Consider the following 18,691-nt stretch of genomic DNA (forward strand, 5'->3'; position numbering starts at 1 on the left):
GACCATTCGGTCCGCGTGTTTGTCTCAGCCGAATTTCTCCTTCAGCCACGCCTTCGGCAGCGCCGGCACGAAATTGCCGTCGCGCCCGGTCATGTCCTCGTTGGCGACCATCGCATTGAGGACGGCTTCCTCGACGCCCTGGACCACGGCATCGAAGAACGGATCGATGTCGGTGTCGGGGATGAACTCGGCGCGAGCGATCCGGCCCGGTGGGGCCAGGGTCGCGTCGGGATTGGCGGTAGAGAAGGCGAGGAAGATGTCGCCGGAACTGTGATAGCCGAAGCCGCCCGTCATGGCGACGCCGAGCGGCACGCGGCGGGCCAGCCGCTTCATCTGATGCGGCAGGAACGGTGCGTCGGTGGCAATAACGGCAATGATCGAACCTTTTTCGGCGCGTGGCGTGCCTTCACGGATCGCCGGTTCGACGAGGTCCGGCCCGGCGCGCAGGCCTCGAAGCGTGAAATTGCGCCGCTTGCCGAAATTCGCCTGCACGAAGGCGCCGACAGTATAGGCGCGCCCTTGCCATTCGGTGATGCGCGACGCGGTGCCCGAACCGGCCTTGAACCCGAAGGCGATCATGCCGGTGCCGCCCCCGACGCTGCCTTCCTCGATCGGTCCGCTGGCGGCGCCATCGAGCGCCTCGGCAACATGCCCTGATGTCACATGGTGACCGTTGATGTCGTTGAGGAAGCCGTCATAGGTTTCCGCCGCCACCGGCAGCCCCCAGCCGCTGTCGAGTGCGGCCGGCAGCACCTGGCTCATCCAGCGCAGCGTGCCGTCGCGCGAAACGCCGCAGGAATGCGTGTTGGTGACGGTGACCGGGAAGTTGAAGGCGCCGGTCTCCTCGACGATATGCGAGCCGGTCAGTTCGCCATTGCCGTTCTGGCTGAAGATGCCGGCAAAGACTGGCGTGGCGAGCGCGCTGCGCGGCCTTGGCAGGATCGCGGTCACGCCGGTGCGCACCGGTCCCTGGCCTACGACGAGCGGCCCATCGCCTGAAATCAGCGTGGAATAGCCGACCGACACGCCGGGCACGTCGGTGATCGCGTTGAACGGGCCGGGCGTGCCGTCGAAGCCGATGCCGAAGCTTCGCGCGCGCGGCTTGCCGGAGGGCGTTTTCCGATGATGCGGATTGTCTGTCATGTCACGGCTTCAGAATAGGGAGCCCTGGCTGCCGGGCTCCTTGGCTTTGGTCGCGGGTTTGGCGGCCGGTCGTGGCCGCGCCGAGCCGCTGGTCGCGACCGCATCCGCCGTGCCGTCGGCGAACTCCAGGGACAGCGCCATGCCCGCCGACAATTCCGCCGCACGCTTGACGACGGCGCCGTCGGCATCCTTCACCAGGGCGAAGCCGCGTGCCAGCACGGCCTTGTGCGACAGCGTCGCCAGCAAGCGGTCGGCCTGGGCCACGCGACTGCGCAGCCGCTCCAGCCTCAGCGATGCCGCACGCGTGCTGCGCCGCGTCAGCGCGGTCAGGAAATCCCTTTGGGTCCGTTGCCGCCGCGCCGTGGGTTCTATGGTGATGCGGCCCTGCAGCGCCGCCAATTGCTGCCGGTGCCGCTGCAGCGACGCCCGCGCGCATTTGGGCAACTGATCGGCGGCGCGATTGAGTTCCGCGCGCCGCGCTCTCGTCAGCGTGCGCAACGCGCCCTGTGCCCGCAGGAGATTGCGCTCGTTGGTCCGCCGCGCCTCGGCAATTCGCTGCGACAGCATTGCCGGCGTCAGTTTCAGGGCAAGGAAGCGTCCCCGCTTGCGCTCGGTCGAAACCATGAGGCCCCGTCCGAGCCGGCTCGTCGCCTCGTCGAGGCGGCGCCGCGGCAGCGCCAGCAATTGATCGGGCGAGGGCAATGCACGTGCCGCCGCGCGGACAGACTGGCGCTTGCGTTCGAAATTGCGCGAAACCGCCGCCTTGAGCCGTGCGCCGAGACTGGCGAGCGTCGCTTCGAGGTCGGCCTTCACCGGAACGGCGATTTCGGCCGCCCCCGTCGGCGTCGGCGCCCTCACATCCGCGACGAGGTCGATCAGCGTCCAGTCGGTTTCGTGGCCGACGGCCGAGATCACCGGAATGGCGGAGGCGGCGACGGCGCGGGCCAGCGCCTCGTCGTTGAAGCCCCACAGGTCCTCGAGGCTGCCGCCGCCGCGCGCCACGATCAGCAGGTCCGGGCGTTCGATGACGCCGTCCCATGCCAGCGCATTGAAGCCATTGACGGCGGTGGTCACTTCGGCGCCCGCGGTTTCGCCTTGCACCCGCACCGGCCAGACGAGCACATGCAGCGGAAAACGATCCTTGATCCGGTGGATGATGTCGCGGATGACCGCACCCGTCGGCGAGGTGACGACGCCGATGACGCGCGGCATGAAAGGCAGCAAGCGCTTGCGGCCCGCATCGAACAGGCCTTCGGCCTGCAGCCGGCGCTTGCGCTCCTCCAGCAGCGCCATCAAGGCTCCGGCGCCCGCCGGTTCCAGATTGTCGATGACGATCTGGTAGTTGGATTTGCCGGGATAGGTGGTGAGCCTGCCGGTGGCGATCACCTCCATTCCTTCTTCGGGGCGGAATTTCAGCCGGCCCATCGTGCCTTTCCACACCACGGCGTCGAGCCGCGCGCGGTCGTCCTTCAGCGTGAAATAGGCATGGCCGGAGGAGTGCGGCCCGCGATAACCCGAGATTTCACCGCGCACCCGCACATTGCCGAAGGCATCCTCTACCGTGCGCTTCAGGGCGCCTGATATTTCGCTCACCGTATATTCGGTGGCGTTGCTGCGTGATTCGGATGCTGCTTCGCTCATCGGCCGATTGGGGGGTGGTTGCGCGCCGGCGTCAAGCTGGCTGTTTTCAGGTTCAGCGTTCGGTGCGTCTGATCGTCTACCAGCCCGGCAGGATCTGGTTCGGCTTGGTTCGCCGCATCTTGCTGAAGGCGAGTGCCGCGAAATCGAACGTTCCCGTCTCTTCGCCAAGCGGCACCGAGATATTGTCCAGGCTTTCCGAAATGTGCCGGGCCAGCGCATCGACGATCTCCGGCCGCGAGGTCTGGCCGCGCATGATGCCGATGCGGCAGTCGGGCAGGGCGCCGAAGCCGTCGGCTTCGCCCAGCACCCGCATGCCGGGCCGCAAAGCGCATTCCGGCAGTACCGAGATCGCCAGGCCCGACAATACCGCCGCGGTGATGACGGTTGCGGAAAAACTGGTGAACAGGATGCGGTAGTCGCGGTTCTGCTGGTCAAGCACGTCGACGGCGGCGCGCCGCCAGATACAGTTTGGCCGGCCAAAGGCCATCGGCAGCGTTTCCTGCTCGTGCGTGGCGTGGTTGGCCGAGGTGACCCACAGCAGCGGTTCGCGCCGCACCACCTCGGACTGGCCGCGCACGTCATTATGCGTCACCAGCGCCAGGTCGAGATTGCCGCGCTTGATGTGTTCGACCAGCCCCGGCGTCGGTTCGCAGACGACGGTCAGTTCGACGCGTGGATTGGAACGCGTGAAGCGCGCCATGATCTCGGGCAGGAAACGGTCGGCGTAGTCGTCCGGCGTACCGATGCGGATGGTACCTTCGAGCCGCCGGTCGTCGAAGGCGGCCAGCGTTTCGCGGTTGAGATAGAGCAGCCGTCTTGCGTAGGAAAGCAGCTTGTCGCCTTCCTCTGTCAGTCGGTTGCTGCGCCCTTCCTTTTCGAACAGCGGCTTGCCGATCCGCTCCTCCAGCCGGCGCATCTGCATCGACACCGCCGACTGGGTGCGGTGCACCTCTTCGGCCGCACGCGTAAAACTGCCGGTATCGGCAATCGAGATGAAGGTCTGCAACTGATCGAGATCGAGCGGCGCTTTCATCGGTTCAATCCATCATTGATGTTGATGCTAAAGATTAGAAACATTCGTTGGATTAATCAATCGCGTGGTGGCAAATTGGCATTGTCCACATGAAACCAATGCATGTCGCCCAAAGTGGACACCGGTTCTGGGCCAAAGACATGCATTTCTTGAAGTGAATCGAAACCGGAACGGTCGCTGTTTGCTAAGCGCCGATTGCCTGGTTTTGCCCGTTCGAGTCTGAAGGAGACCGACATGGCCACGTTTGATTTCGCCACCGAGACCTCGCGCATCACCACGCGTCCGGCCGTTGCGACGCGCGTGGCAAATACCGTCTCCAACGCTTACCGCGCCTGGAAAAACCGCCGTGCCTTCTATCGCCTCGGCGAGATGTCGGACGCCGAGCTTGCCGATATCGGCCTGACGCGCGCCGACCTGCACGTCGCCATCGACGTGCCGTTTGGCCGCGATCCGACGGCGATGTTGCGCGAAATCGCCAGCGATCGCGTCGAAACCATCGAGGACATCGCGCCCGCAAGGTGGCCTGATCACGCCGGCCGGTTACTACCCCCGTCGCGGGCGCTGTGAACCTCTTTGAGGCTTACCGCGACTGAAGAGTTATGCAGGCTCCCACTCCCTGCCGGATCCCCGCCGGCTCGCCTGCACGCTGCCCGGTCCTCCCAAGGACCGGGCTTTTCTTTTTTTGCTTAAAACCGATCAATAAGCTCGATGAGCCGTCCACCGGCAAGATCAAAATTCCGAAGACCAAAAGGCAAGATCCCATAGCCGGCGCGATTACTCTCGTCTAAGGGCTTCCATTGTGACGATAGCGGCTTGCCATACTTTAAGGCGTCACGAATGTTTTTATACCCGGGTGCGTCACGCGGGTTAAGGAAGTCATATCGATAAACTGAGTAGACACTGCCGAGCAGTGCTGCACCCATCAAGCCATTGATGACTATTTCACCTAATCATTGCTTTTTTGCCGAACTATCGCCGATCCATGCCGCGCTTGAACTGGTCGAAAATAGATTCCATTCCCTTCTGGTAGTCGTCGCGCTGCTGGGCGCCGGTTTCGAACATCTTGCCGAACAGATCGTCGAATGGGTTCCTCGGCCTGCCGCTCGGATTGGTCTGCGGCTGCGGCGCCTGGGGTTGCTGCCGAGCTTGAGGCTGCGGCGCCGGTTGCCCGCCGCCTGATACACCGCCACCTTGCCGCAGCATCTCCTCGAAGATCTTGCCCAGCGGACTGTTGCCATAGGGGCTCTGGGTCTGCTGCGGCTGAGGCTGGTCTTGCGGCGGCTGCGCACCACCGCCGAACATGTCCTGCAGTACCTTGCCGAGCGGATTGTCGCCGTAGGGATCGGGGGGCGGCTGAGGTTGGCTTTGTGGCTGCGGCGTTCCGCCACCGAACATCTCCTGCAAGACCTTGCCGAGCGGATTGTCCATCGGGGCCTGCGGCTGTGGTTCGTGGCGCGGTTGTGGCGCCGGGGCTTGCACGCCCCCGCCTTGCCGCATCATCTGCTCGATGATCTCGCCCAGAGGATTGTTGCCGCCACCGCCGAAACCGCCGGCCGCCTGCATCTGACTTGTCGTCTGCTTGAACAGCCCGCCCATCAGCATCGAGGCTATGGCCGGCAGCATCTGCTGCAGCACCTGCTGGCTCACGCCGCTCGCCTGCGCCGCCTGACTGGCAACGGCGCGCGACAAATCCTTGGAGCCGAACAGATGCCCCAGAATGCCGTTGCCTTCATCGACGCCTTGCGGCGAGAAGGCCCGGGTCGCGTCCTCGAAATATTTGGCGTGCTGGCCGCTCGCCATCGCCGTCATGAAGGCGCCGAGCCCATAGGGGTCTGCGGTGTTGCGCTGCAGCCCCTGCGAAAAGGCCGGCAGCAGCGCGGCGACCGCCGCCTGCGTCTGCTGCATGGAAAGCCCATACTGTTGGGCAAGCGCCTGCATGCCGTTGCCGTTCTGGGCCTGCGCCAGCATGTCGAACAAGGAAGGCATTCGTCTCTCCTCCGGAAATTCCGCCGGAGAAGCCTAATTCGTTTCCACTGCCGATTGAAGCGCCTTTTGGACGACCTCGGCCGCCTCGAAGCCGAGGGTTAATAGGCGTATTCCATGAACACCGGCTCGATCGAGCCGCCCCACCGTGTGTGGTAGGCCGACAGCATCTCCTCGGCGCTGGTGGTGCCGCGCGCCACGACTTCGTCGAGCGTGTTGAGGAACGAGGTCTCGTCATAGCCGTCGCGGTTCTTCTTGCCGCGGTTCTTCAGCCCCATGCGCGAGATGGTAAGCACGTCGCGCGCGATGTCGCGCAACGTGGCGTTGCGGAACGGCGCCGAAATGCCTTGTTCGGGCACGGCGTTGCGCATCGCCAGCACTTCCTCATAGGTCCAGCTCGAAGTCAGCGCCTCGGCCGCATCGAGCGCTGCCTCGTCGTAAAGCAGCCCGACCCAGAAGGCCGGTAGGGCGCAGATGCGCCGCCACGGCCCGCCATCGGCGCCGCGCATCTCGAGAAAGCGCTTCAGCCGCACGTCGGGGAAGAGCGTCGACAGATGGTTCGCCCAGTCGCCCATCGTCGGCAATCCGTCCGGGATTTCATTGCGGGCGGCCCCGGCCATGAACTGACGGAAGGTGACGTGCGTCATGTCGTGGTATTGCCCGTCGCGGATGACGAAATACATCGGCACGTCGAGCGCCCATTCGACATAGTCGGCAAAGCCGAAATCGGGCGAGAAGCAGAATTCGAGCAGGCCCGAGCGCTGGTTGTCGGTGTCGCGCCAGATGTCGCCGCGCCAGCTCTGCAGGCCGTTCGGTCGGCTCTCCGTGAAGGGCGAGTTGGCGAACAGCGCCGTCGACAGTGGCTGCAGCTTCAGCGACACCTGCATCTTGCGCCGCATGTCCACCTCACTCTCGAAGTCGAGATTAACCTGGATCGTGCAGGTGCGGTACATCATGTCGAGGCCCTTGGTGCCGACCTTGGGCATGTAACGCGTCATGATCTCATAGCGCGACTTCGGCATTTTCGGCGTCTCGGCCAGCGACCATTTCGGGCTGCCGCCAAGGCCGAGGAAGCGGATGCCCATCGGCTCGGCGATCTCGCGCACCTGGGCCAGGTGGGCGTTGCCCTCGCGGCAGGTCTGGTGGATCGTCTCCAGAGGCGCGCCGGAGAGTTCGAACTGGCCGCCGGGCTCCAGCGAAATCGCGCCCTGGCCGGTCGGCTCGACCAGGCCGATGATGCGGCCGTCATCGATGATGGGATCCCAGCCGAGCTTTGACTGCATGCCTTCGAGGATGGCGCGTATGCCGCGCTCGCCGCCATAGGGCACCGGCTCGTTGCCGTCGACGTAGAACGGGAATTTCTCGTGCTCGGTGCCGATGCGCCATTTGTCTCGCGGCTTGTTGCCCTCCGCCAGGTGCGCGACGAGTTCGTCCATGCCTTCGATCGGCCGGAAATCGGTTGTGTCGCGCGCCATCATCAAGCCCCTGCGGCGCACGAGCCCGAAATCGACCTCGATTTTCGGGATATGCGCCAAAATCAAAGTACTACAGCGGCCTTTGCGCGTCGACGCGCGGCACTGCAGGGCGGCCGGACGACCGCCGGCGCTAGATGGACGAAATGTCAGTAGCCGATCAAGCGAAAAATCCTGAGCCAGAGGTCAACAGGAATTGAACGATGCGGCTCTTCCCATATCCACAAAGAGAAGGAAGAACCCTACCAATCCCCGATCGTGGCCTGCATCACCGCCAGTGCGGCGACGGCTGCCGTATCGGCGCGAAGGATGCGCGGGCCGAGCGGAATGGCGGTGACGAAGGGCAAAGCGCGCAGCACCTTGCGCTCCTCGTCGGAAAATCCGCCTTCCGGCCCGACCAGCAGGCCGAGCTTCCTTTCGCTTACCGCTTGCAGCGCGGGCAAGGGATTGTTGGTCGAAGCGTCCTCGTCGCAGAAGATCAGCCGCCGCTCCTTGTCCCAGCCGGTCAGCAGGCGCTCGAACCTTTCCGCTTCCCGCACCTGCGGCACCGCAAGGATGCCGCACTGCTCGGCCGCCTCGACGACGTTGGCGCGCAACCGGTCGAGGGAGGGTTTGGCCACTTGCGTGTGCTGGGTAATGACCGGCTGCAGCACACCGGCGCCCATCTCGACCGCCTTCTGCACGAGATAGTCGAGCCGGCCCTGCTTCAGCGGTGCGAAGCAGTAGACGAGATCGGGCAGCGGCGGCTGCGGCCGTTGCCGCGCCAGCACCCTCAGCTTCACCGCCTTCTTGGATTTGGCCGCGATGGCCGCCGACCATTCGCCGTCGCGGCCGTTGAACAACAGGATCTCGGCGCCCTCGCCAAGCCGCAGCACATGCTGGAGATAATGGCTTTGCTGCTGACCGGCATCGAATTCGGCGTCCGGCCCGAGATCGTCGGGCACGAACAGGCGTTGCATCTTGTAGTTTGCGCGCATCGCCGAGGAATGGGCGAGGCGGCGGTTGGCGTCAAGTCTTGGCGGAAGGATGCCAGACGGGTTCGTAGCCTTGCCTCAGCACGCGCACGGTGGTCGGCGGCGTCAACAGCCGCAGTGTCCGGCCAGCGAGGCCGTCGAAATCCCGCGCCCCGCGATATCCTGCGAACGACCAGCGCAGCGCCCTGCCACGACGCAAGGCGTAGGCATCGCCGCCGCCGTCGATCATCGTGCCGTCGGGCAGGCCTGCAAGCTCGTCGGCCGCCACCACCGGGGGCTTGCCGCCCGAAGCCAGCCGTTCCTTGTGCAGCCGCTTGTCGACCTGCGGCGCGCGCGGCGCGGCAATGGCGAAGGCTTCGCCGAAGCGCTGGACAAAGTCCTTGGCCCGTTCGCGCCGGCAAAAGAAGCAGGGGCGATGCCCGGCGGCCAGTGCCGTCACCTCGTCGAGGAAGAACAGCTCGGTCCAGCCGGCCTTTCCTCCCGGCCGGTTGCGGCCCATCGGCTCGCGCCGCACGTCGCGGAAGTCGCAGACGCAGATGATCCAGGCGTGAAGCGCCCAGCGTTTTTTCAACAGCGTCCTTGTCTCGGGATCGTGGATGATGCCGCGATTGCCCATGAACAGGCCGCGCTCGCGCACGGCGTGGATGGCGCCGAACGGATCGACCCGGTTTTGCAGTGGCATAGTTTTCTCCGCGCGCCCGCATCTTGGCTGAAATGCCGGCGCCATGATATCGCTCGCCGCACCTTTTTCATGTCAGCAGGGTTTTGCGATGCGGGTGCTGGTGGTCCAGAACTACGACAATACCGGCCTCGGCCAGGTCGGCGCGGCACTGGCGGAAGCCGGTGCCGATCTCGACATCCGCCTTCCTTACAAGGGCGATCCGCTGCCGGACGATGCGAACGGCCACGAAGCCATGGTGGTGCTTGGCGGCGGCCAGAACGCGCTGGCTGACGACGAATATCCCTATTTTCCGGCGCTGCTCGAACTTATCAGCGATTTCGCCGGCAAGGACCGCGCCGTGCTCGGTATCTGCCTCGGCAGCCAGCTTGTTGCCCGCGCCTTCGGCGGCGAGAACCGCATCGGCGGCGCCAACGAATTCGGCTGGCGCGGCGTGTCGCTGACGCCGGATGCCAAGGCCGATCCGGTGTTGGCCGAGCTTCCGGAACGGTTCCCGATCTTTCAGTGGCACGACGACACTTTCGTGCTGCCTGAAGACGCCGTGCGGCTCGCCGGCAATGATGTCGCCGAGAACCAGGCGTTCCGCGTCGGCCGCGCCGTCTATGGTTTCCAGTTTCATTTCGAGGCCGACCGGCCGCTGGTGAAGGACTGGAGCGCCTCTTTCGCGCCGATCATTGCAGCGCGCCACCCCGACTGGGCCGGCAAGCTCGATGGCGAAATGGCCCGCAACGGACCGGATGCCGATGCTGCCGGCCTGGCCATCGCCCGCGCCTGGGTGGCGACGATCTGAGCATCACCTCTGCGGACCAGAGCGTGGCAAAATTGGCACGCGACGGTGAATCCGCCTGGGGAAAACCGGTTTCGTCCTTGGCTTGTGTACGCCCGCCATCCTAGAAGGCGCGCGCTCTGCATCACCGGTGCAACCGCGATGGACGTTTGTGTGGCCCGTGCGACACACCGCCGATACAGAACATGCCTAGAAGCGCGAAATCGTCGAAACTTTGAGACGTATTGTCGGTTTCAACGCATTGGTAACCGCCTCGTGCACAGATGCAGGAAGCTCAACAAGAGATGACGTCCGTGAAAGCAGCGCTTCTGTCCTTTGCCATGATGTCCGCCATCGTGATTTGCGGTCTCGGCATCTATGCGGCCGATGCCGCCAACAACCACAACGCCGTCGACGGTTACGGCGTCACCGCTTCGCTGCGCTGAATAGCCGGACCGTTCGCGGGTGTTTCCGCGACGCGCACTACTCAAGCTTCCCTTATTGTCATTGTCAGAATGCGTTTGTCGGCGTCCTCGACAACGAGCGCGCTGAGCATGCCTGATTGCCAGGCGAGCGTATCGACATTGACGCGGTTGGCCATGACTTCCGCCTCGGGAACCGGCGTATGGCCGTGCACCACGATCTTCGGGAAAAGGCCGGCGTGATCGTGGAAAACGTCGCGGATCCAGATCAGATCCTGCGGATTCTGGTTCTCCAGGGCAACGCCTGGCCTGATGCCGGCATGGCAGAAGAAGAAGTCGCCGAAGCTGATTGAGAAGGGCAGCGAACGCAGGAAGTCGATATGGCGTTGCGGTACGGCTTCGAGCAGAGCCTGATGTCCCCGCCTCAGCGTCTCCATCCTGCCGAACCAGCCGGCGTCGGCCGCGAGGGGCACACCGTAGGATAGCGCCGTCTGGACCCCGCCATACCGCATGAAAAGCCCGTCCGGGTCAGGGGTATCGAGAAAATCGAGAAAGCCGAGATCGTGATTGCCGGCGAGCATCAGGTTTCGCGGATCGCGTTTGCGCGCCTCGATCAGGAAATCGACGACGTCCTTGGAGTCCGGCCCGCGGTCGACATAGTCGCCGAGGTGGATGACGCGCCAGTCGCGAGCCGGCTTCCATTCGAGCTCGCTCTCGATTCGCTGATGCATGGCCGCCAGCAGATCGAGCCGGCCATGGACATCGCCGATTGCGTAGAGCCGCATGCCGTCCGGTCCGCGCGCGTCCAGGAAATGAATGTCGGGTTCTGCCAACGTATCGCTGTCTCCGTGATCAGGCCGTCGCCGACCTGGCTAGCGCCGGATCTGGTCCTTGCCCATGTCCGTCACCAGACGTTTTCCGCACAGCGCCAGTGTGATGTCCATCTCCTTACGGATGATTTCCAGCGCCTTGGTAACGCCTTCCTTGCCGAGCGCGCCCAGGCCGTAGAGAAATGGCCGGCCGATATAGGTTCCCCTGGCGCCGAGGCACAGTGCCTTCAGCACGTCCTGGCCGGAGCGGATGCCGCCATCCATGTGCACCTCGATCCTGTCGCCGACCGCGTCCGCGATTTCCTCCAGCGCCATGATCGACGAGGATGCGCCGTCCAACTGACGCCCGCCATGGTTGGAAACCACGATCGCGTCGGCGCCCGTTTCAGCGGCCATCAACGCGTCTTCCTTGTCGAGAATGCCTTTCAGGATCAGCTTGCCGCCCCAGCGTTCCTTGATCCAGGCGACATCCTTCCATGACAGATGCGGGTCGAACTGCTCCGTCGTCCATGACGCCAGCGAAGCCACGTCGCCGACGCCCTTGGCGTGGCCGACGATGTTGCGGAACGTGCGGCGCTTCGTGCCGGCCATGCCCATCCACCAGCGCGGGCGGACCGCGATGTTGGCAATGTTGGCCAGCGTCATCTTGGGCGGCGCCGAAAGTCCGTTGCGGACATCCTTGTGGCGTTGTCCGAGGATCTGCAGGTCGAGCGTCAGCACCAGCGCCGAGCATTTCGCCGCCTTTGCCCGGTCGATCAGATCGAGCACGAAGTCCTTGTCGCGCAGAACGTAAAGCTGAAACCAGAACGGCCTCTTGGTCACCGACGCGACATCCTCGATCGAGCAGATGCTCATCGTCGACAGGGTGAACGGCACGCCGAATTCCTCGGCCGCCTGCGCCGCCAGCATCTCGCCATCGGCATGCTGCATGCCGGTCAGGCCGGTTGGGGCCAGCGCCACCGGCATGGCCACCTTCTCGCCGATCATGGTCGATTCCAGTGAGCGGTTGCTCATGTCGACCAGCACGCGCTGGCGGAACTTGATCTTTTGGAAGTCCTCCTCGTTGGCCCGGTAGGTGCTCTCGGTCCATGCGCCGGAATCGGCATACTCGAAGAACATTCTGGGCACGCGCCGTCGCGCCAGGTCCTTGAGGTCGGCAATGGTGAGAATGTCGCTCATCGTGTCCCCGCTTGATCGATATCGTTCAGGAGCGTTTGCGCGCCGGTTCGGCATCGCCGGCTTCAGAGCGTTGCCTGAGCCTGAGCCGCGATACGCGCTGCCAGTCGCCGCTGCGCTCGGCTTGCGCCATCGACCGCTCAACATAGATCATGTGGTCCATCGCCGCCTGCCGCGCGCCGGCCGGGTCGCCGGCCTTGACCGCGATGTGGATCGCCCGGTGCTGGGCCAGCAGCGCATCGCGCGCGCCGGGCACGGTGAACACCAGCAACCGATTCTGGAACACGCCTTCCGACAGCAGCCTATAGCAGGAGCGCAGCGTATGCAGGAGCAGGATGTTGTGCGCGCATTCGCAGATCGCATGATGGAACTCGACGTCGATCTCGGCTTCGTCGTCGAAATCCCCGGTGCGGTGCGCTTCGTCCATGCGTGCCATGATGCGGTCGAGCAGGGCCAGGTCCTCCGGCGTGGCGCGCCGCGCCGCATATTCGGCGGCGATCCCCTCCACCTCGCGGCGATACTCCAGATAATCGGCCACCGCCTTGCGATGAGTCGAGATCAGGTCCGCTACCGGCTTGGTGAACAGCTGGCCGATGATGTCGGCGACATATGTGCCGCCGCCCGGCCGCGTCGTCAAAAGGCCGCGTCCCTCGAGCGCCTTCAGCGCGTCGCGCAGGATCGGACGGGACACATCGAACTGGCGCGCCAGCTCGCGCTCGCCAGGCAGCCGGTCGCCGGTGCGCAGCACGCCTTCGAGGACGAGGCTTTCGATCTGCTGCACCACCTCATCGGCGGTTCGCGAGTGCTCGATCCTGGAAAAAATGTCGCTCAACGGCATGCCTGGGAGTGCTGAACCGGTGTCGCGCAAGATAAAGCCAGCGTCGCCAACTGGTCAAATTATTTATCCAATTGGTCGAAGCGTGTCGGCTTCCCGGCTCGCGCCCATATCGTCTTCGGCTAACTTTGCTGTTTGCGTCACCGGCCTATTGGCTCTAGAGGACGCAACTGCAAGAGGGTTCAAAGAAACCCGGGGAACAAGCCGTGTCGCACGACCCGTCCAATCTCGAATTTCAGCCGCGCGCCAAGGGCAGCGTGCTCGGCTTTCCGGCGCATGAGGGACGGCCTGGTGCGCTGGGCGAAGTCCATGCCCGTCCGCACCCGCTGATCGAGAAGCCGCGTGTGCTGATCCAGCTCGCCTTCATGACCGAGGGTGGCGCCGGCGTCGATCATTCGGTGCTTTCCGAGCTGTCACGCCGGCTCGGCATAGCCGCGCCCGACCGTCAGGCCCGCCATCACGCCATGAGATGGGGCCAGGGCTCGCTGCGCTGGGAGCGGCATACCGAATTCTCCACCTATCTGTGGGAAGGGCCGCTTGCCGAAGGCGGCAAGGGCCAGGAGGATTCGCCGTTCGGCAACGGATTTTCTCCACCCGGAACCGTTATTTCAGGCATCCGGCTCGAGATCCGCAAATGGACGCAGGCGGGCGAGCGGTCGATCGCCGGCTTCGATCCGACCAGCCTCTGCTATTCGCTGGTCGAACGCGGCAATGCAGCAATCGTCACCGATTTCCGCCAGGATGGCGACGGCCTGACCCGTATGCTGATCCTTGACCGCGGCCTGACGCCGGCCAGCACCGGCGCCTTGTCGCAGCGGCTGATCGACATCGAGACCTACCGCACGCTGGCCATGCTCGGCCTGCCGTTGGCGCTGGCCCTGTCCGGCCGCGCCCGCCGTATCGAGGACAGGCTGGCCCAGATCACGCTGGAGATGAAACTCGCCGAGACCCGCGACAGCCAGAAATTGCTTGCCGACCTGACCGAACTCGCGGCTGAGTTGGAGGCCGACGCGGCGTCGAGCCTGTACCGCTTCGGCGCCAGCCGTGCCTATGATGGCATCGTCGGCGAAAGGCTGGAAGCGCTCGAGGAAGAAGCCGTACAGGGATATGACACCTGGGCGGGGTTCTTGCGGCGGCGCATGGCGCCTGCCATGCGCACCTGCCGTTCGGTCGAGGAGCGTCAGGCCAACCTGTCGCGCAAGCTGACGCGCGCCACCACGCTGCTGCGCACCTGGGTCGATGTCGAGGTCGAGAAGCAGAACCGCGACCTGCTCGCCTCGATGAACAATCGCGCCCGGTTGCAACTGCGCCTGCAGCAGACCGTCGAAGGCCTGTCGGTCGCGGCCGTTTCCTACTATGTCGTCGGCCTCGTCGGCTACGTCGCCAAGGGCGCCTCGATCTACGGCCACGCCTTCGCGCCCGAAGTGGTCACGGCGGCGTGCGTGCCGCTTGCCATCCTGCTGGTCTGGTGGGGCGTGCGGCGGGTGCGGCGCATGCATTCCGAGCCGGCGAAACATCCGGGCGAGTAGGCGCGCCTTTACTTCCCACAGGATAGCCTGCCAGCGGCAGATTGCCGCTGCGGAAGGCGTCCCTTGCGCCCGTGCCCGCTCGCCGTCAAAGCGGGGTTTGCAACCGCCGCCCTTCACTGGTAAAAGATTTTGACCAGTCAAGCGAGATGAGGCTGCCGATGTCCGGCCTTGCCATGCCCAAGCCAGACGACGCCACGATGCGCCGGCGCGGTGAGATCGTCGCCGACATGCGCATCATCGTGCCGGGCGAGGGCGTGGTCGACGCGGCCAACGAAATGCGCGCCTTCGAAAGCGATGGCCTGACCGCCTACCGGCAACTGCCGTTAGTCGTGGTGCTGCCCGAAACGGTGGCGCAGGTTTCGCGCGTGCTGAAATACTGCAACGACCGCAACATCCGCGTCGTGCCGCGCGGCTCCGGCACCTCGCTGTCGGGCGGCGCGCTGCCGCTGGAGGACGCGGTGCTCCTGGTCATGAGCCGCTTCAACCGGATCATCGAGATCGATTTCGCCAATCGCATCGTCGTCGCCCAGCCGGGCGTCACTAATCTCGGCATCACCACGGCCGTCGAGCAGGAGGGTTTTTACTACGCCCCCGACCCATCTTCCCAGATCGCCTGCTCGATCGGCGGCAATGTCGCCGAAAATTCCGGCGGCGTGCACTGCCTCAAATACGGCCTGACCGCCAACAATGTGCTCGGCATCGAGATGGTGCTGATGAGCGGCGAGGTGGTGCGGCTCGGCGGCAGGCATCTGGACGCGGAAGGCTACGACCTGCTCGGCGTCATGACCGGCTCCGAAGGCCTGCTGGGCGTCGTCACCGAAGTCACCGTGCGCATTTTGAAGAAGCCGGAGACGGCACGTGCGCTGCTGATCGGCTTCCCGACAAGCGAGCAGGGTGGCCAATGCGTCGCCGACATTATCGGCGCCGGCATCATTCCCGGTGGCATGGAGATGATGGACCGCCCGGCGATTCATGCGGCGGAGGATTTCGTCCATGCCGGATATCCCCTGGATGTCGAGGCGCTGCTGATCGTCGAACTCGATGGGCCCAGCGTCGAGGTCGATCATCTCATCACCGCGGTCGAGGCGATCGCCATCCGCAACGGTTCGACCACCTGCCGCATTTCGCAGTCGGAGCAGGAGCGGTTGAGCTTCTGGGCAGGGCGCAAGGCAGCCTTTCCCGCGGTCGGCCGTATCTCGCCCGACTATTATTGCATGGACGGCACCATCCCGCGCAAGGAACTGCCGCGCGTGCTGGCCGGCATGCGCGAGCTCTCCGAAAAATACGGGCTCGGCGTCGCCAATGTCTTCCATGCCGGCGACGGCAATCTGCACCCGCTGATCCTCTATGACGCCAACGTGCCGGGCGAACTCGACAAAGCCGAGAGTTTCGGCGCCGACATATTGCGGCTGTGCGTCAAGGTCGGCGGCGTCTTGACCGGCGAGCATGGGGTGGGCGTCGAGAAACGCGACCTGATGCCGGAAATGTTCAACGAGATCGACCTCGACCAGCAGATGCGCGTCAAATGCGCCTTCGATCCCAGGCACCTGCTCAACCCGGGAAAGGTGTTCCCGCAGCTGCGCCGCTGCGCGGAGCTGGGGCGCATGCATGTGCATCGCGGCCAAATGGCGTTTCCGGACATTCCGAGGTTTTGAGGGCCATGACCACCTTCACTCCCACGGCCCCTTCCGAAGTCCTCTCCACCATCGCCTGGGCGGCGGCGGAAGAAACGCCGCTCGAAATCCTTGGCCATGGCTCCAAGCGCGGCATCGGCCGCCCGCTGCAGACCGAGCACACGCTCGACCTGTCGAGGCTCTCCGGCGTCACCCTCTATGAGCCCGCCGAACTGGTGCTGTCGGCAAAGGCGGGCACGCCGCTCGCCGAGATCGAGAACCTGCTGGCGCAAAACGGCCAGCAGCTTGCTTTCGAGCCGATGGATTACGGCCCGCTGCTCGGCGGCGAGCCGGGCAGGGGCACCCTTGGTGGTGCGCTTGCGGCGAACCTCTCCGGCCCGCGCCGGCTGAAGGCGGGGGCCGCGCGCGACCATATATTGGGCATCCATGTGGTTTCCGGGCGCGGCGAGGCCTTCAAGTCCGGCGGCCGCGTGGTGAAGAACGTCACCGGTTATGACTTGTCCAAGCTGATGGCCAACAGCTGGGGCACGCTGGCCGTGTTCACCGACGTCACCTTCAAGGTGCTGCCGTCGGCCGAGACCGAGGTCACGCTCGCCGTCCGCGGCCTGCTCGACGATGCGGCCGCCGCGGCGATGGCCCTGGCGCTCGGCTCCAGTGCCGAAGTATCGAGCGCCGCCCACCTGCCGGAGCGGATTGCCGCACGGGTTGCCGCAGGTGCGCTCGGCAATGATGCGGCCACGCTGCTGCGGGTGGAGGGTTTTGGCCCCTCCGTCGCCTATCGCATCGCCGCGCTGAAGACGTTGCTCGGAGATGCCGGGCCCCTGGAGGAGATTTCCAGCGAAGCGTCGGCCGCCCTATGGCGTGACGTGCGCGATTGCAGCCCCTTCGCGGACAACAGCGACAAGCTGGTCTGGCGAGTATCGATGGCGCCTGCCCAGGCGCACCAGATGGTTTTGACGCTGCGCATGCAGGCCGCCGTCAGCGCCTTCTATGACTGGCAGGGCGGGCTGGTGTGGCTGCGCATGGAGGAGGGCGATCCGGAAGCGGCGCTGCTGCGCGGCCTTCTGAAAAAACATGGCGGCGGCCATGCGACATTGGTGCGCGCGGCTCCTTCGCATCGCGCCGCCCTGCCGGTGTTCGAGCCGCAGGCTCCGGCGCTGGCAGCGCTCAGCCAGCGGCTGAAGCAGGAATTCGACCCCAAGAACATCCTCAATCCCGGCCGCATGGCCTAGGACATCAAGAGATGCAGACCAATTTCTCGCCCGCGCAGCTTGCCGATCCGCACGTCGCGGAATCGGAGAAGATCTTGCGCAAATGCGTGCATTGCGGGTTCTGCACCGCTACCTGCCCGACCTATGTGACGCTGGGCAACGAGCTCGATTCACCGCGCGGGCGCATCTACCTGATCAAGGACATGCTGGAAAACGGCCGCCCCGCCGACAAGGAGATCGTCACCCATATCGATCGCTGCCTGTCCTGCCTGGCCTGCATGACCACCTGCCCGTCTGGCGTCAACTACATGCATCTGGTCGACCATGCCCGCGCCCATATCCAGCAGACCTATAGGCGGCCGGTACTCGATCGCCTGATCCGCGCAATACTGGCCCTCGTCCTGCCCTATCCCCGGCGTTTTCGCGCCGCGCTCAAATTGGCGAAATTGGGCAAGCCGTTCATCGGCCTGTTCGAGAAGATTCCGGCATTGAAGCCGGTTGGCGCAATGCTCAAGCTCGCGCCGGAATCGATCCCGGGAGCATCGCCGATGGCTTCGCCGGGCATCCATACCGGGCAGGGGGCGAAGAGGGGCCGCGTCGCCATCCTCACCGGTTGCGCGCAATCGGTGCTCGATCCCGCCATCAACGACACGACCATTTCACTGCTGACGCGGCTTGGCGTCGAGGTCGTGGTGCCGCCGGGCGAGGGCTGTTGCGGCGCGCTCGTCCACCACATGGGGCGCGAGCAAGCCGCCCTTGCTTCGGCAAGGCAAAATGTGGATGCCTGGACCCGCGCCATCGAACAAGGCGGGATCGATGCCATTATCATCACCGCGTCGGGCTGCGGCACGACCATCAAGGATTACGGTTTCATGCTGCGGCTCGATCCGGCCTACGCCGAAAAGGCTGCACGTGTCTCCATGCTGGCCAAGGACGTTACCGAATATCTGACCGCCATCGACCTGCCCGAACCGGTGCGCAAGCCGGGCACGGTCGTCGCCTATCATTCGGCCTGTTCGATGCAGCACGGCCAGAAGATTACCCGACAGCCTAGGGAATTGCTGGCCAAAGCCGGCTTCATCGTGCGCGAGCCGCGCGAAGGGCATTTGTGCTGCGGTTCGGCCGGCACATACAACATCTTGCAGCCGGATATTTCGGCCAGGCTGCGCGATCGCAAGGTGAAGAACATCGAGGCTACCGGCGCCTCGGTCGTCGCCACCGGCAATATCGGCTGCATAGCGCAGATCGCGTCTGCCGCGAAGCTGCCGGTGGTGCATACGATCAAGCTGCTCGACTGGGCCTATGGCGGGCCGAGACCGGAAGGCGTTGCGGAATCCGGCCTGATCGCCGCTGAGTAGGGCCG

Annotated in this window: 17 protein-coding genes; 7 read left to right on the top strand and 10 right to left on the bottom strand. The window is 64.8% G+C overall.

Going from position 1 to position 18,691, the window contains the following annotated elements; translation table 11 throughout:
• Nucleotides 1-24 precede the first annotated feature (24 nt).
• From LB532_RS21225 to LB532_RS21235, 3 genes are all read right to left on the bottom strand, one after another.
• The gene (locus LB532_RS21225) at nt 25-1,143 is read right to left on the bottom strand and encodes a P1 family peptidase (RefSeq protein ID WP_140642492.1); all 1,119 of its coding nucleotides are present in this window, start codon (nt 1,141-1,143) and stop codon (nt 25-27) included.
• Nucleotides 1,144-1,152: 9 nt separating this feature from the next.
• Nucleotides 1,153-2,784, bottom strand: coding sequence for an exodeoxyribonuclease VII large subunit (gene xseA, locus LB532_RS21230; RefSeq protein WP_140642494.1), 1,632 nt, complete (start codon nt 2,782-2,784; stop codon nt 1,153-1,155).
• Between the two features lie 76 nt (nt 2,785-2,860).
• Complete coding sequence (locus LB532_RS21235) at nt 2,861-3,817, bottom strand: LysR substrate-binding domain-containing protein (RefSeq protein ID WP_140552395.1); 957 nt, start codon at nt 3,815-3,817, stop codon at nt 2,861-2,863.
• A 234-nt stretch (nt 3,818-4,051) separates the two neighbouring features.
• Between LB532_RS21235 and LB532_RS21240 the strand changes: the two genes are divergently transcribed.
• Entirely contained in the window at nt 4,052-4,384 is a 333-nt protein-coding gene (locus LB532_RS21240) for a DUF1127 domain-containing protein (RefSeq protein ID WP_140642496.1), read from the top strand.
• 402 nt (nt 4,385-4,786) lie between these two features.
• On the opposite strand, the gene LB532_RS21245 is transcribed toward LB532_RS21240, so the two are convergent.
• From LB532_RS21245 to LB532_RS21260, 4 genes are all read right to left on the bottom strand, one after another.
• On the bottom strand, nt 4,787-5,803 hold the full coding sequence (locus LB532_RS21245; RefSeq protein ID WP_140642498.1) for a DUF937 domain-containing protein: 1,017 nt from the start codon (nt 5,801-5,803) through the stop codon (nt 4,787-4,789).
• A gap of 98 nt (nt 5,804-5,901) precedes the next feature.
• Complete coding sequence (locus LB532_RS21250) at nt 5,902-7,275, bottom strand: glutamate--cysteine ligase (protein WP_140642500.1); 1,374 nt, start codon at nt 7,273-7,275, stop codon at nt 5,902-5,904.
• 239 nt (nt 7,276-7,514) lie between these two features.
• Nucleotides 7,515-8,249, bottom strand: a complete 735-nt coding sequence (locus LB532_RS21255) for a 16S rRNA (uracil(1498)-N(3))-methyltransferase (RefSeq protein WP_140642502.1) — start codon at nt 8,247-8,249, stop codon at nt 7,515-7,517.
• Nucleotides 8,250-8,280: 31 nt separating this feature from the next.
• Nucleotides 8,281-8,928, bottom strand: coding sequence for a hypothetical protein (locus tag LB532_RS21260; protein WP_140642504.1), 648 nt, complete (start codon nt 8,926-8,928; stop codon nt 8,281-8,283).
• A gap of 88 nt (nt 8,929-9,016) precedes the next feature.
• Between LB532_RS21260 and LB532_RS21265 the strand changes: the two genes are divergently transcribed.
• Nucleotides 9,017-9,715 (top strand): type 1 glutamine amidotransferase, encoded by a 699-nt coding sequence (locus tag LB532_RS21265; RefSeq protein WP_140642506.1) that lies wholly within the window; start codon nt 9,017-9,019, stop codon nt 9,713-9,715.
• 281 nt (nt 9,716-9,996) lie between these two features.
• Nucleotides 9,997-10,137, top strand: coding sequence for a hypothetical protein (locus LB532_RS21270; RefSeq protein WP_181165325.1), 141 nt, complete (start codon nt 9,997-9,999; stop codon nt 10,135-10,137).
• A 41-nt stretch (nt 10,138-10,178) separates the two neighbouring features.
• Here LB532_RS21270 and LB532_RS21275 read toward each other — a convergent pair whose 3' ends face one another.
• Genes LB532_RS21275 through LB532_RS21285 form a run of 3 tightly spaced genes read right to left on the bottom strand, consistent with a single transcriptional unit; the run spans nt 10,179 to nt 12,951 of the window.
• Nucleotides 10,179-10,946: a metallophosphoesterase family protein gene (locus LB532_RS21275; RefSeq protein WP_140642508.1), complete on the bottom strand. Its 768-nt coding sequence runs from the start codon at nt 10,944-10,946 to the stop codon at nt 10,179-10,181.
• 39 nt (nt 10,947-10,985) lie between these two features.
• A complete protein-coding gene (locus LB532_RS21280; protein WP_140642509.1) occupies nt 10,986-12,122 on the bottom strand; it encodes an alpha-hydroxy acid oxidase in 1,137 nt (378 codons plus the stop codon).
• 25 nt (nt 12,123-12,147) lie between these two features.
• Nucleotides 12,148-12,951, bottom strand: coding sequence for a FadR/GntR family transcriptional regulator (locus LB532_RS21285; RefSeq protein ID WP_140515030.1), 804 nt, complete (start codon nt 12,949-12,951; stop codon nt 12,148-12,150).
• A gap of 209 nt (nt 12,952-13,160) precedes the next feature.
• Here LB532_RS21285 and LB532_RS21290 point away from each other — a divergent pair, with 209 nt between their 5' ends.
• The 4 genes from LB532_RS21290 (at nt 13,161) to glcF (ending at nt 18,686) form a co-directional block, all read left to right on the top strand.
• On the top strand, nt 13,161-14,483 hold the full coding sequence (locus tag LB532_RS21290) for a DUF3422 family protein (RefSeq protein ID WP_140642511.1): 1,323 nt from the start codon (nt 13,161-13,163) through the stop codon (nt 14,481-14,483).
• Nucleotides 14,484-14,641: 158 nt separating this feature from the next.
• Complete coding sequence (locus LB532_RS21295; protein ID WP_140642512.1) at nt 14,642-16,138, top strand: FAD-linked oxidase C-terminal domain-containing protein; 1,497 nt, start codon at nt 14,642-14,644, stop codon at nt 16,136-16,138.
• Between the two features lie 5 nt (nt 16,139-16,143).
• Nucleotides 16,144-17,349, top strand: coding sequence for a glycolate oxidase subunit GlcE (glcE, locus tag LB532_RS21300; protein ID WP_140642514.1), 1,206 nt, complete (start codon nt 16,144-16,146; stop codon nt 17,347-17,349).
• Between the two features lie 11 nt (nt 17,350-17,360).
• Complete coding sequence (gene glcF, locus LB532_RS21305; RefSeq protein WP_140642515.1) at nt 17,361-18,686, top strand: glycolate oxidase subunit GlcF; 1,326 nt, start codon at nt 17,361-17,363, stop codon at nt 18,684-18,686.
• Nucleotides 18,687-18,691: the final 5 nt, after the last annotated feature.

It is taken from the genome of Mesorhizobium sp. ESP-6-2 (genome assembly GCF_020164675.1).
GTDB lineage: Bacteria > Pseudomonadota > Alphaproteobacteria > Rhizobiales > Rhizobiaceae > Mesorhizobium.